The 13,615-nt window shown below is 68.3% G+C and carries 11 protein-coding genes; 5 read left to right on the forward strand and 6 right to left on the reverse strand.

Features of this window, described 5'->3' with window-relative positions; genetic code table 11:
* Nucleotides 1-11: 11 nt before the first annotated feature.
* The 4 genes from tkt (at nucleotide 12) to fdhF (ending at nucleotide 7,892) form a co-directional block, all read left to right on the forward strand.
* On the forward strand, nucleotides 12-2,024 hold the full coding sequence (tkt, locus tag PWS46_RS17285) for a transketolase (RefSeq protein ID WP_434620792.1): 2,013 nt from the start codon (nucleotides 12-14) through the stop codon (nucleotides 2,022-2,024).
* A 17-nt stretch (nucleotides 2,025-2,041) separates the two neighbouring features.
* Nucleotides 2,042-3,133: a class II fructose-bisphosphate aldolase gene (gene fba, locus PWS46_RS17290; RefSeq protein WP_434620795.1), complete on the forward strand. Its 1,092-nt coding sequence runs from the start codon at nucleotides 2,042-2,044 to the stop codon at nucleotides 3,131-3,133.
* Nucleotides 3,134-3,334: 201 nt separating this feature from the next.
* Nucleotides 3,335-5,110, forward strand: coding sequence for an NAD(P)H-dependent oxidoreductase subunit E (locus PWS46_RS17295; protein WP_434620798.1), 1,776 nt, complete (start codon nucleotides 3,335-3,337; stop codon nucleotides 5,108-5,110).
* A gap of 10 nt (nucleotides 5,111-5,120) precedes the next feature.
* Entirely contained in the window at nucleotides 5,121-7,892 is a 2,772-nt protein-coding gene (fdhF, locus tag PWS46_RS17300; protein WP_434620801.1) for a formate dehydrogenase subunit alpha, read from the forward strand.
* Here fdhF and PWS46_RS17305 read toward each other — a convergent pair.
* From PWS46_RS17305 to PWS46_RS17325, 5 genes are read right to left on the reverse strand one after another with little or no spacing between them, the layout of a single operon-like run.
* Nucleotides 7,852-8,589 carry a (5-formylfuran-3-yl)methyl phosphate synthase gene (locus PWS46_RS17305; protein ID WP_434620804.1) on the reverse strand — a complete coding sequence of 246 codons (738 nt, stop codon included), beginning with the start codon at nucleotides 8,587-8,589 and terminating at the stop codon, nucleotides 7,852-7,854. The two genes, fdhF and PWS46_RS17305, sit on opposite strands and share 41 nt — an antisense overlap.
* Nucleotides 8,586-9,170: a DUF447 domain-containing protein gene (locus PWS46_RS17310; protein WP_434620807.1), complete on the reverse strand. Its 585-nt coding sequence runs from the start codon at nucleotides 9,168-9,170 to the stop codon at nucleotides 8,586-8,588. Before PWS46_RS17310 ends, PWS46_RS17305 begins: the two co-directional genes overlap by 4 nt.
* A gap of 3 nt (nucleotides 9,171-9,173) precedes the next feature.
* Nucleotides 9,174-10,559 (reverse strand): DUF6513 domain-containing protein, encoded by a 1,386-nt coding sequence (locus PWS46_RS17315; protein WP_434620810.1) that lies wholly within the window; start codon nucleotides 10,557-10,559, stop codon nucleotides 9,174-9,176.
* A complete protein-coding gene (locus PWS46_RS17320; RefSeq protein ID WP_434620813.1) occupies nucleotides 10,535-11,005 on the reverse strand; it encodes a dihydroneopterin aldolase in 471 nt (156 codons plus the stop codon). The genes PWS46_RS17315 and PWS46_RS17320 overlap by 25 nt, the downstream gene beginning before the upstream one ends.
* A gap of 24 nt (nucleotides 11,006-11,029) precedes the next feature.
* Nucleotides 11,030-11,515, reverse strand: coding sequence for a DUF3280 domain-containing protein (locus tag PWS46_RS17325; RefSeq protein ID WP_434620816.1), 486 nt, complete (start codon nucleotides 11,513-11,515; stop codon nucleotides 11,030-11,032).
* A gap of 111 nt (nucleotides 11,516-11,626) precedes the next feature.
* Between PWS46_RS17325 and PWS46_RS17330 the strand changes: the two genes are divergently transcribed.
* Nucleotides 11,627-12,265: a hypothetical protein gene (locus PWS46_RS17330; protein ID WP_434620819.1), complete on the forward strand. Its 639-nt coding sequence runs from the start codon at nucleotides 11,627-11,629 to the stop codon at nucleotides 12,263-12,265.
* A gap of 9 nt (nucleotides 12,266-12,274) precedes the next feature.
* Here PWS46_RS17330 and PWS46_RS17335 read toward each other — a convergent pair whose 3' ends face one another.
* Complete coding sequence (locus PWS46_RS17335) at nucleotides 12,275-13,615, reverse strand: quinoprotein dehydrogenase-associated putative ABC transporter substrate-binding protein (protein ID WP_434620822.1); 1,341 nt, start codon at nucleotides 13,613-13,615, stop codon at nucleotides 12,275-12,277.

Genomic DNA, 13,615 nt, shown 5'->3' on the forward strand with positions numbered 1-13,615 from the left:
GCCGGCTTGCCATGCCGTCCGCCGAAAGTCCCAACGACAGTCCGGATCACGGCTCCGGCCGCCGCCTGCTGGCGAATGCGCTTCGCATTCTCGCCATCGACGCGGTGGAGGCGGCGAACTCCGGCCATCCCGGCATGCCGATGGGCATGGCCGACATCGCCGAGGCGCTGTGGCGCCGCCACCTGCGCCACAATCCGGCCGACCCGCGTTGGCCCGACCGCGACCGCTTCGTGCTGTCGAACGGGCACGGTTCCATGCTGCTCTACGCGCTGCTGCACCTGACCGGCTACGATCTGCCGATGGAGGAGCTGCGGCGCTTTCGGCAGCTCGGCTCGCGCACGCCGGGCCATCCGGAATATGGCGTCACGCCGGGGGTGGAGACGACCACCGGGCCGCTGGGGCAGGGCCTCGCCAACGCCGTCGGCATGGCCTTGACCGAACGGCTGCTGGGGGCGGAGTTCAACCGGCCGGGGCACCGGATCGTCGATCACCGGACCTTCTGCTTCGTCGGCGACGGTTGCCTGATGGAGGGGATCAGCCACGAGGCCTGCTCGCTGGCCGGCACGCTGGGGCTGGAAAAGCTGGTGGTCTTCTATGACGACAACGGCATCTCCATCGACGGCCCCGTCACCGGATGGTTCGCCGACGACACGCCGCGGCGGTTCGAGGCCTATGGCTGGCGCGTGATCCGCGAGGTGGACGGCCACGATGCCTACACGCTGGACGCCGCCATCGACGAGGCGCTGACCCCCTGCGGCAAGCCGACGCTGATCTGCTGCCGGACGGTGATCGGCCGCGGTTCGCCCAACCATGCGGGCTCAGCGGAGGTGCATGGCGCACCGCTGGGTGCCGGGGAGATCGCCGCGACGAGGGCGGCGCTGGGATGGACCTCTCCACCCTTCGAACTGCCGGACGAGGTGCGCGCCGGCTGGGACGCCCGGCGGCGCGGTGCGGCGGCGCAGGCCGATTGGCAATCCCGCTTCGACGCCTATGCCGAGGCCCACCCGCAGGCGGCGGCCGAGTTCCTGCGGCGCATGCGTGGCGAGCTGCCGGAAAACTTCGCCACGTCGGCTGATGCCTGGATATCCGCCGTCGCGGAGCGGGCAGAGTCGATGGCGACGCGCAAGGCATCCCAGCAGGCCATCCAGGCTCTGGCGGGTCTTCTGCCCGAACTGCTGGGCGGATCGGCGGATTTGACCGGCTCCAATCTCACCGACTGGCCGGCAAGCGGAGGGCGCCACCTGCATTATGGCGTGCGGGAGTTCGGCATGGCCGCGGTGATGAACGGCATGGCGCTGCATGGTGGCGTCATTCCCTTCGGCGGCACCTTCCTGGTCTTCTCCGACTATGCCCGCAACGGCCTGCGCCTGTCGGCGTTGATGGGGCTGCGCGTCGTCTACGTCTTCACCCATGACGGCATCGGCCTGGGCGAGGACGGCCCGACCCACCAGCCGGTGGAGCAGGCCGCCAGCCTGCGCCTGATGCCGAACCTCGACGTCTGGCGGCCCTGCGACACACTGGAGACCGCCGTCGCCTGGAGGGCGGCGGTCGAGCGGACGGACGGGCCGAGCGCCCTGCTGCTGTCGCGCCAGAGCCTACCGGCACGATCTGGCAGGGATCGGACACATGACGCGCCCCGCGGTGGCTATGTGCTGGCCGATGACGAAAGGCCCGATGTGGTGCTGATCGGGACCGGATCGGAAGTCGCCATCGCAATGGAGGCGCGACGGCTGCTCGCCTCCCGGGGCATCGCCGCCCGTGTCGTTTCCATGCCCTGCTGCGAAGTCTTCGACCGGCAGGACCCGGCATGGCGAAACAGCGTGCTGCCCGACGGCGTGCCCCGGCTGGCGGTGGAGGCCGGAGCGACCGGGCTGTGGCGTGCCTTTGTCGGGCTGAACGGCGATGTGGTCGGCCTCGACCGCTACGGCGAATCCGCCCCTGCCGGCGACCTCTACCGCCATTTCGGCATCACGGCGGATGAGGTCGCCGACCGCGCCCAACGCCTCTGCTCCCCCCACTTCTGAACCGGAGACTTCCCGCGATGGCCCTGATCTCCCTCCGACAGCTCCTCGACCATGCGGCCGAGCATGGCTATGGCGTGCCGGCCTTCAACATCAACAACATGGAACAGATCCAGGCGATCATGCAGGCGGCGGACGACTGCGCCAGCCCGGTGATCCTGCAGGCGTCCGTCGGCGCGCGGAAATATGCCGGCGAGCCGTTCCTGCGCCATATGGTGCAGGCGGCGGTGGAGATGTGGCCGCACATCCCCATCTGCCTGCACCAGGACCATGGCGCCAGCCCCGCCGTCTGCCAGCAGGCGATCCGCTCCGGCTTCACCAGCGTGATGATGGACGGGTCGCTGCTGGACGACATGAAGACGCCGGCAAGCTACGACTACAACATCCACGTCACCCGGCAGGTGGTGGAGCAGGCGCACGCCGTCGGTGTTTCGGTGGAGGGCGAACTTGGCTGTCTCGGCTCGCTGGAGACCGGCAGGGCGGGGGAGGAGGATGGCTCCGGAGCCGTCGGCACGCTGTCGCGCGACCAGCTGCTGACCGATCCGGAGCAGGCGGCGGATTTTGTGGCGCGGACGGGGGTGGACGCGCTCGCCATCGCCATCGGCACCAGCCACGGCGCCTACAAGTTCAGCCGCCGCCCCGACGGCGAGGTGCTGGCCATCGACCGCATCCGCGCCATCCACCTCCGCATTCCCGACACCCATCTGGTGATGCACGGATCGTCCAGCGTGCCGCAGGAGTGGCTGGAGATCATCCGCGCCCATGGCGGCAGCATCCGAGAAACCTACGGCGTGCCGGTGGAGGAAATCCGCGAGGGCATCCGCAACGGCGTGCGCAAGGTCAACATCGACACCGACATCCGCCTCGCCATGAGCGGCAGCCTGCGCCGCGCGATGATGACGCGGCCCGAGGAGTTCGACCCGCGCAAGTTCCTGGCCGAAGCGACAAAGGCCGCCCGCGCCCTCTGCCGCGAGCGGTTCGAGGCCTTCGGAACGGCCGGGCAGGCGGAGCGGATCGTGCCCTTGCCGCTGGAGCGCATGGCCGCCCGGGCCGCGGCGCTGGAGTTCGCGGCGGTGGAGCGGCGATCTCCCGCATTGATGGCCTCCGGCTGACGGAGGGAGTGGTGGGCAGGCCGTCCGCCGCGATCTTCCCATCACCCCATCCGACATTCCCATCCAGCCTCTGCCGGACATGATTTAGAATGCTGACATTCAGCAGCAGATGCGTTATCGTGGCATCTGGTATACGAGACACCAGGAACTTGGGATCGCGACAACCAGAAGCGCGGACCATCCAGCAGAGGCCAGACCGCCGTGACCGCATTCCCACCGATCATCAGCGCGACGCCGCCCGGCGGCGTTCCTGCCCGCAGCATCCATCCCGGCTCCGGCCGCCGCAAGACGCGCGACCAACAGAAGGGCCGTCAGGTCGATCCCGTCAGCCTTGATGAGGTTCGGGCGCTTCTCGGCGACCGTTCCCGTCAGGCCGATCTGCTGATCGAGCATCTCCACCTGCTGCAGGACCATTACGGCTGCCTGCATGCCCGTCACCTCGCCGCACTGGCGAAGGAGATGCGGCTGGCGCTGGTCGAGGTGTTCGAGGTCGCATCCTTCTACGCCCATTTCGACATTGTGATGGATGGCGAGCCGGCACCGCCCAAGCTCACCATCCGCGTCTGCGACTCGCTGAGCTGCGCGCTCGCGGGGGCTGAGCAGCTCCACGATGCGCTGAAGGCCGGCGTTGACGAGAGCGAGGTCCGCATCGTGCGCGCGCCCTGCATGGGCGGTTGCAACAACGCGCCCGTCGTGGCCATCGGCCACGCCCCGCACGAGAACGCGACCGTCGAGAGCGTGCTCGATGCCGTCGCCCACGGTCATACCCACCCTGACATCCCCAACTATCTCGGCTTCGACGAATATATCCGCGGCGGCGGCTACAAGATGCTGGCCGAATGCCTGGACGGCGCCCGTGACGTCGATGCCGTGCTGAAGATGCTGGAGGATTCCAGCATCCGCGGTCTGGGTGGCGCCGGCTTCCCCACCGGGCTGAAATGGCGCTATGTCCGGGCAGAGCCGGGACCGCGCATGATGGCGATCAACGGCGACGAGGGCGAGCCCGGCACCTTCAAGGACCGTTTCCATCTGGAGCGCGACCCGCACCGCTTCCTGGAAGGGATGCTGATCGGCGCCTGGACGGTGGAGGCGACCGACGTCTACATCTACCTGCGCGACGAATACCCGCAATGCCGGGAAATCCTGCTGCGCGAGATTCCGAAGGTCGAGGCCGCCGGCCTGGCCCGTCACACCCGCATCCATCTGCGGCGCGGCGCCGGCGCCTATATCTGCGGCGAGGAGTCGGCGATGCTGGAAAGCATCGAGGGCAAGCGCGGCCTGCCCCGGCACAAGCCGCCCTTCCCGTCGGTGGTCGGCCTGTTCGGCCGCCCGACCCTGATCAACAACATCGAGACGGTATTCTGGGTCCGCGAGATCCTGGAGAAGGGCGGCGCGTGGTTCGCCAGCCACGGAGCCAACGGACGCAAGGGGTTGCGCACCTTCTCGGTGTCCGGACGGGTGAAGGAACCGGGGGTAAAGCTGGCCCCTGCCGGCATCACCCTGCTGGAACTGATAGACCAGTATTGCGGCGGCATGGCCGACGGCCACACGCTGAAGGGTTATCTGCCCGGCGGCCCGTCGGGCGGCATCCTGCCGGCGTCGATGGCCGATATCCCGCTGGATTTCGGCACGCTGGAACCGCACGGCTCCTTCATCGGATCGGCCGCCGTCGTCGTGCTGTCCGACAAGGACAACATGCGCGACGTGGCGCTCAACCTGCTGAAATTCTTCGAGGATGAGAGCTGCGGCCAATGCACGCCCTGCCGTGTCGGCACCGAGAAGGCCGTGCGCCTGATCAGCGAGCCTGAGTGGGACGAGGAGCTGTTGGCGGCGCTCGCCACCGTCATGGGCGACGCCTCCATCTGCGGCCTGGGGCAGGCGGCGATGAATCCGATCAAGCTGGTTATGAAGCATTTCCGTGAGGACTTCGTGTCGCGCCAGGGCACTGCCCAAGGCGCGGCCGGGGCCCAGGGGTAAGGAGACCGACATGTCCAACGGCATCACGTTCACCCTGGACGGCACCGAGGTCACGGCACGGAACGGTGAGACGATCTGGCAGGTCGCCACCCGTGTGGGCACCGAGATCCCGCATCTCTGCCACCGCCCGGAGCCGGGCTATCGTCCGGACGGCAACTGCCGCGCCTGCATGGTGGAGATCGAGGGCGAGCGCGTGCTCGCCGCCTCCTGCATCCGCAAGCCCAAGCCCGGCATGACCGTGCGCACCGCGTCGGAGCGGGCCAAGGCGTCGCGCAAGCTGGTCTTCGAACTGCTGCTGGCCGACCAGCCGGAGCGGAAGACCGCGCACGATCCCAACTCCACCTTCTGGAAATGGACCGACAAGGTCGAGATCGCCGGCAGCCGCTTCCCCACCGTGGACCGGCCGACCAAGACCGACGACATGTCGCATCCGGCGATGGCGGTCCAGCTCGATGCCTGCATCCACTGCAACCTGTGCGTCCGCGCCTGCCGCGAGGTCCAGGTCAACGACGTCATCGGCATGGCGGCGCGCGGGCATCTGGAAAAGATCGTCTTCGACTTCGACGACCCGATGGGCCAATCCACCTGCGTCGCCTGCGGCGAGTGCGTGCAGGCCTGCCCGACCGGCGCCCTGATGCCGGCCACCCTGGTGGACCAGCAGGGCGTCTACACCAACGCTCCCGACCGCGAGGTCGACTCGGTCTGCCCCTATTGCGGCGTCGGCTGCCAGCTGACCTACAAGATCAAGGACGACAAGATCGTCGCCGTCGATGGCCGCGACGGTCCGTCGAACCAGAACCGTCTGTGCGTGAAGGGCCGCTTCGGCTTCGATTACGCCCATCACGGCGACCGCCTGACGGTGCCGCTGATCCGCAAGGAGGGCGTGTCCAAGCACGACGTCGACATCGACCCGATGAACCCCTTCACCCATTTTCGCGAAGCGACCTGGGACGAAGCGCTGGCTCGGGCAGCAGGCGGCCTGAAGAAGATCCGTGACGAGCGCGGTGGCAACGCGCTGGCCGGTTTCGGGTCGGCCAAGGGTTCGAACGAAGAGGCCTATCTGTTCCAGAAGCTGGTGCGTACCGGCTTCGGCACCAACAACGTCGATCACTGCACCCGGCTCTGCCACGCCTCGTCGGTGGCGGCGCTGATCGAGGGCGTCGGGTCGGGGGCGGTGTCGGCCCCGTTCATGGCGGCGGAGGATGCCGAGGTCATCGTCATCATCGGCGCCAACCCGACGGAGAACCATCCCGTCGCCGCGACCTTCTTCAAGAACGCGGCGGAGCGCGGGGCGAAGCTGATCGTCATGGATCCGCGCGGGCTCGCGATGGCCCGTCATGCCACGCACATGCTGCAGTTCACGCCGGGCCGCGACGTGGCGATGCTGAACGCCATCCTCCACACCATCATCGCGGAGGGGCTGTACGACCGCCAATATGTCCAGGCCAACACCGAGGATTTCGAGGCGCTGGCCGAGACGGTCAAGGACTACCCGCCGGAGGAGATGGAGAAGGTCTGCGGCATTCCGGCCACCACCCTGCGCACGGTGGCGCGCCTGTTCGCCCGGTCCAAGGCGTCGATCATCTTCTGGGGCATGGGCGTGTCGCAGCACATCCACGGCACCGACAACAGCCGCTGCCTGATCGCGCTGTCGCTGGTCACCGGCCAGATCGGCCGCCCCGGCACCGGCCTGCACCCGCTGCGCGGCCAGAACAACGTCCAGGGCGCGTCCGACGCCGGCCTGATCCCGATGTTCTACCCCGACTACAAGTCCGTCGAGGATCCGGAGGTCCAGTCCTTCTACGAGAACTACTGGGGCACCAAGCTGGACGGCAAGCGCGGCCTGACCGTGGTCGAGATCATGGACGCCGTCCATGACGGCCGGATCAAGGGCCTCTACATCGAGGGCGAGAACCCGGCGATGTCCGATCCGGACGTGACCCACGCCCGCGAAGCGCTGGCCATGCTCGACCATCTGGTGGTTCAGGACATCTTCCTGACCGAGACGGCGAAATACGCGGACGTGGTGCTGCCGGCCTCCGCTTGGCCGGAGAAGGACGGTACCGTCATCAATACCAACCGTCAGGTACAGATGGGCCGCGCGGCGGTGCCGATGCCGGGCGAAGCGCGCCAGGATCTGTGGATCATTCAGGACATGGCGCGCGGACTGGGCCTGAACTGGAACTACACCCATGTGTCGGAGGTGTTCGCGGAGATGGTCGGCGCCATGCCGTCGCTCGCCAACATCACCTGGGAGCGAGTGGAACGTGAAGGCTCCGTCACCTATCCGGTCGACGGTCCCGACCAGCCCGGCCACGACATCGTCTTCGGCAACGGATTCCCGACCAAGACCGGGCGCGGGCGCTTCGTGCCGGCGCGGCCGATCAATCCGGCCGAGACGCCGGATCTCGACTACCCGCTTGTGCTGACCACCGGCCGCCAGTTGGAGCACTGGCACACCGGGTCGATGACCCGGCGGTCCAGCGTGCTGGATGCGGTGGAGCCGGAGGCGGTCGCCTATGTTTCCCCGCACGACCTCACTCGCGCCGGGATGAGGAGCGGCGACTATATGCTGGTGTCGAGCCGCCGCGGCACGATCCGGTTGAAGGCGCGCATCGACGACCGCATGCCGGTGGGGCTGGTCTTCATCCCCTTTGCCTATGCGGAGGCCGCGGCGAACGTGCTGACCAACCCGCAACTCGACCCGTTCGGCAAGATCCCGGAGTTCAAATACTGCGCGATTAAGATCGAACGGGCTCAGGTTGCCGAGGCGGCGGAGTAGCCATCCGCAAACCGACCACGCAGGCGGCGACCTTTGAGGCCGCCTGCGGGTCGATGCCGGCGGTCCGCTCCCCGCCGCAGAGCGCACCGCGGAAGCCGAGATAGTCGGGCGACAGGGCCATCAGGGCCGGGATGTCTGCGACCCGCAGCGACCCGGCCAGCCCGGTCAGCAGCCTGTGCGCCCGCGCGCAGCACACGAAGGACCCCAACTGGTTGTCCTGCCAGTGGTGGCGCAGACCCTTGCGCTTGCCGGCGGTGTCGAGCATCGCCCCGTGAAACCCGACGGCGGCGAGCCTGTCGATGGGCAGGCAGCAGGGGTCGCTGGGCCACAGGTCGGCGAAGAACACGGCGATCAGCTTGGCCCCATCCTTTGCCAAGGGTGCCAGAGCATCGATGCAGCGGTCGGGCGCGCCATCCGGTGCGAAGCCGATCTTGACAAAATCCACGCCGGTCGCGGCGATCAGGCGCGCCGCCGGCACCACGGCCTCAGGTCGCATCGGCTGGTCGCCGATTGTGGCGCTCAGCATTGGCCGCCCCGGCATCGTTGCCATGTCCCGCACCACGTGGGCAATATCCTCCGGATCCCAGGCGCCGAGCGCCCCGGCGGCGGGGTCCTTCAGGTCCAGGATGTCGGGAGCCGCCGGCAGGATCAGAGCGATTTCCGCCGCGTCCGCGATGCTGGCAAGCCATCCGGTCATGTGTCCTCCCCCGCGCGGTGAGCGGCGATGCGGGCCATCAGCCAATCCCAGGCCTCCAGCTCATGTGGGCCGGCGGTCTTGCCGATGGCGATGGACAGATAGTCGACCTCCCGCGCGATCTTGTCCATGGGCAGCATGTGCAGCCGGCTGACCAGGATCGCCGCCTCGATCACCGCCGCCTGCGCCCGGTTGAAGCCGCGAAATCGGGCATGCGCCGCTGCATGGACGGTGCGGCAGTGGAAGCGCGGGCGAACCGGATCGTTCTCCACCTCCGCGACGGTGATTTCCTCGTGCGACAGGCAGTCGGCCAGACGGGGCGCGTCGATCCGCTCCGCCGGAACGGTCGGCCAGTCGCGGCGGCGTCCGCTGATGCAGCCGGCGAAGACCCGCACGTCGTCAGTGTGGTTGACAACGGCACAGCGCCGGGCGAGCAGATTGTCCAGAGTCCGCGACGGCCGGAATGGGGCCAGGATGAAGCGCTCGCCCTCGCTGTCCGGCTCCACCGTCACCCCCATCGGCGCCACATGGGGCCGTCCGTCGGCGCCGGTTGTGGTGATGATGGTCTCGCGGATCTGGGGCATGGCTCAGCTGCTTCGCTTGGTCGGACCGATGGCGTGAAAGCTGCTGGCATCGTCCTGCGGCTCGTCGGTCGCCACCCCCCAACGCAATTCGCTGTCCTGGGCATAGCGCTTGCCGAGCTGCCAAGCGATCTGCGCCCGCGCAAGTTCCACCCCAAGATAGAAGGCATGGCCGGCGTCGATGCCCGAATCCAGCTTCGGGAACAGGTCGAAGGGATCGGTGGCGCGATGATGGCCGTCGCGGTTGTAAAGGTGAATGCCCTCCGCGCTGACCTCCACCCGATAATTGGGATCGCGGATCTGCGCGGCGGTCTCGGCGACCTGTTCGGCGCTGCGGACGAAGGGCCGGCGGTCGCGCAGACAGAGCAGGCCGGTGCCGAAGCCGCGCGGCATGCTGTGCGCCGCGCGGGCCGCAAAGAACTGGCGCCGCGCCGTGTCGAACTCGCGGATGGCGCGCCGGCAATGCGGGCTGACCTGCACCGACAGCACATTGCCGATGCGCAATTCGGAGATCACGCCCATCAGCACGGCGGTGACGCCCGGCGTGTCGGCGTCGGTCAGCTCGGTCACATTGCCGATGCCCATCAGGATCTCGGCGTCGGGCCAGCGCTCCCGTACCGTGCGGTAGCGCAGCAGGGAGTCGGTGAAGCCGTGGTGGATCGGCTCCAGAATCGGATCGACCAGGAAAGGCCGCCCGCGGTTGCACATGGCGTCGACGGCCCGCCCCAGGCTGTCGAGGTCCTGCGGCGTGGTGGGGATCAGCACCGGCACGGCATCCCCCTCGTCGACGAGAGGGATCGTCTCCTCGGTCAGGCTGAGCAGATAATCGGCGCCGGCACGCGTGGCGCGGCGCAACTCGTCCGCATTCAGGGAATCGACGCTGACGGTGAAGCCGGCATCCCGCAGCGCGCCGATCGCCTCCTCCAGATGCGGGAAGGGAGTGTCGGGCAGGCAGCCGAGATCGATGATGTCGGCGCCGTCGCGGCGCAGTTCCTCAGCCTTGGCGAGAATGGCGCCGGTGTCGCGCGACGGCGCGTCCACGATCTCGGCAAAGATGCGGGTGTCGTGGCGGCTGAGGTCGAGGGGGCGGGCCTGACGCTGGAAATATTGCGGCAGATCCTCAAGTTCGTCGGGGCCGCGCTCGACCGCCGTGCCGAAATGCGCGGCAAGCGCGTCGAGATCGCCGCGGAACCGGCCGGGAAGCAGGATCAGGTCGGCGCCAAGCGCGGACTGCAGCCGCCGCAGGACGATCTCCGTGGTGGCGAGCGCCGCGACTTTTACGCCGAGATTGACGACGCTCGTCTCGAAGGGCAGGGGATCCAGCGAATCCAGCACCTGCCGCAGGCGGTCCTCCGCCAGCGAGCCGGTCAGGAACAGGATGTTCCGGGCCATGCAGCCTCCGGTTCCCGCGCGCCGGTCAGCACCACCCCGACACCGGCCGCCTGGGGAACGATCTCCAGCTTTTCCACCTGCACCCGGGCGAAGACCGCCTGCGGCGGCGACAGGCACAGCGCCAGCAGCTTTTCGGCCAAAACCTCAAGAAGCTGGATGTGGGAGCTTCGCGTGAAGGCCTCGACTCCCTGGATCAGATATTCGTAGGAGACGACGGCGTCGAGGTCGTCGACGAAGGGACGGTTCGGTACCTCCACCGTGACGGTCAGGCTGACGCGCACGCGCTGGGTCCGGGTCTTTTCGTGGTCCCAGACGCCGATGCGGAACTCGCCGACATAATCGCGCAGCACCAGATCGTACCGGCGCATCACAGCGGCGGTGCGGGGCGGCGGTGGCCGCAGGACATTCATGATGCTGCTGTAGCCGCTCTGGGACTCGTCCGGCATCTCTCGCTCCTCCCCGCCGCCCACTCAGCGTTTTCCCGGCGCATGTTCCGCCAGCCGATGGTCGACCAGCCAGCCGATGCCGCGCGACCAAGCGGTCTCGTTATCGCCGCGGATGTCGCCGCGTGCCGTCGTCACCACGCGCCCGGTGGCGACATCCTCGACGACCAGCCCGATCCACAGGATCAGGCTGCTGATCTTGCGGACGATGCCATGGACGACCAGATCTGCACCGGCGGCGCGCGCGATGTCCAAAGCGCAGTCATTGCACGAGCGGATCACCGTCCCCGGCGGCACCAGCTTCGCCGTCAGCTGCGCCGTGGCGGCATCGCCGATCACGTCGTAACCCTTGGCGTCCAGCTCCTGGCGCAACTCCGCGCTGACCCGCTTCAGTCGCTCCGCATGATCCGCCGACGGCGCTTCTCCGCTGCTGTCCTCCAGTTCCAGATCCAGGACCAGCGTCCGTGCCGATGCGGGTACCGCCGCCGCGAATGCCGCCGGAACCAATGTCACCAGTGCGATGATAGCGGCTCTGGTCCACCTCCCCACATGATCCATCGGGCATCCCCTTTTGCGCACCGGTTCCGATTGCGTCTGATCGTTGGCGAAGCCATCATTCTTGCCATGCAGCGATATTCCTCCACCCTCGGAACCGCCGTCGCCGCGGTTCTCGCCACGGCCGTAATCGTCGGGTTGCCTGCCGCCGGCTGGGCGCAGGACCCGAAGAATCCCGATTGGCCTTGTCAGCAGATCCTGGTCCCGACCCTGTCGCCGGCGTCCGTCTGGGACGGTCCATCGGTCGACGGGCTGGGGGACGAATGGCAGCGTGACCCGGCGGTCGCCACCCTGGTCCGACGCGCGTCCGACGACAGCGTCGACCCCACCGCCCTGGAACCGGAGGCCGAGGCGCTGGCCGGACCGGAGAAGCAGGGGGCATCGCCGGGACGCGACCATCGGATCGCCCTGGCTTTCGCCGGCACCTTCCAGACGCTGGACCGCCGGCGCAGCGCCGCCATCGCGTCCATCGAGCGCTATGCCCAGCACCAGCGGGCCTTGCGCGAGCGCATCGCCGCGGCCCTGCGCGACCTCGACGCCGCGTCGGGCGATCCGGCCCGGGCAAAGGAGATCAAGGATGCCATCGCCTGGGACCGCCGCATCCTCGACGACCGCCGGCGGGCGCAGGGTGCGGTGTGCGAGCAGCCGGCCCTGATCGAACAGCGGCTCGGCCAGATCGCCCGGATGCTGTCGGCGCTTCTGTCCTGAGCCCATCGCTCAGTTCGCCACCTTAGATATCGGCTGCGGTCCAGACCGGGGTTCGGGTTCAACGGTGATCAGATCGTGTCCCGCCGCCTTCCAGCCTTCGGTGCCGGCCGGATACCATTTGACCGCCTGATACCCCATGGCGACCGCGCGCTTGGCCGCATTCCAGCTCATCCAGCAATCCGGTTGGCAGAAGATCACCAGCGGCCGCTTACGGTCGCCGGCGGTCAGCCTCTCAAGGTTCGTGCGGAAATAGGCCTCCTGCTCCGCCGATGACGCGCCATAGCCGACATTCGGCAGCCAATGCGCGCCGGGCAGGCTGCGATGCGGCGGCGGCACCCAGCGGCTGTCAGATGTCAGGCCTTCGGGCTTCGGCGGTGTCGGCAGAACGTCGATCAGGATGGCGCCGTCCTTCGCCAGCCGCTCGACCTCCGCCGGTCCCACCGTGTCGGCGCCGCGCAGACCGGGCGGGGTTGGAGCCCGGTAATCGGCCATGCGATAGCCGTCCGGCTCCGCCACCTCCGCCCGGATGGTGCCGTCGGCGTTGACGAGCGGGACATGATATTCGGTGAGGATGCGGTCGATGTCGCCCTGGCGGCGGACGATGAAGTCGTTCAACCAATGCCGCCAGTCCGGCTCGTCCGGGCGGATGCCCATGGAGATCATGTATTGGAAGGGCGTGGTTCCCGGCTCGTCCATCAGCGGCACGACCGCCATCGGTACCTGTTGCCGGGCGGCGAAATAGCCGGCGATCGGACCCCAGACGATGGCTGCGTCGGTGCGCGCCGCCGCAACGTCCTCCACCGCCCGCTGGGCCGGATGGTGGGCGCGCGTATCGGTGTCGAGTTGGTAGGGCTCCAGGTTGGTCAGTCCATGGCGCAGCATCACGGTGGATGGCGGCGTGCGGGCGACGACGCCGATCCGCGCCCCCTGCAGGGACGGGTCGTCCAGGGACTTTGCGGTGATTCCGGAGTCCTTCCGGTAGACCAGCGCATAGGTGGACCGGTAATAAGGGTTGGTGTTCTGCATCAGCTCTTCGCCGACCGCAGTCCCCATCACCAGATCGCACTGTCGGGTGCGCAGCGTGTTGCGGACGAAGCCGATGGTTTGCGGCCACCATGTGAAGGCCAGCTTCACCTTCAGATCGTCGGCGATCAGCCGGGCGATCCGGTTCTCGAACCCCTCGCCACGGTCGTTTGAGAAGGGCAGCAGGTTGGCATCCGCGCAGACGCGCAGCACGTCGGTCGGAATGCCCTCCGCCTGCGCTGCAGCCGCCCGGGCGGGCACGGCCGCCACGCAGAGCGCGACGGCCAGCAGCAGGGCATGGGGGGGAAGGGCAGGGCGGCGGGTCAT

The organism is Azospirillum sp. B2RO_4 (assembly GCF_051124815.1).
In the GTDB taxonomy this organism is placed as follows: Bacteria; Pseudomonadota; Alphaproteobacteria; order Azospirillales; family Azospirillaceae; genus Azospirillum.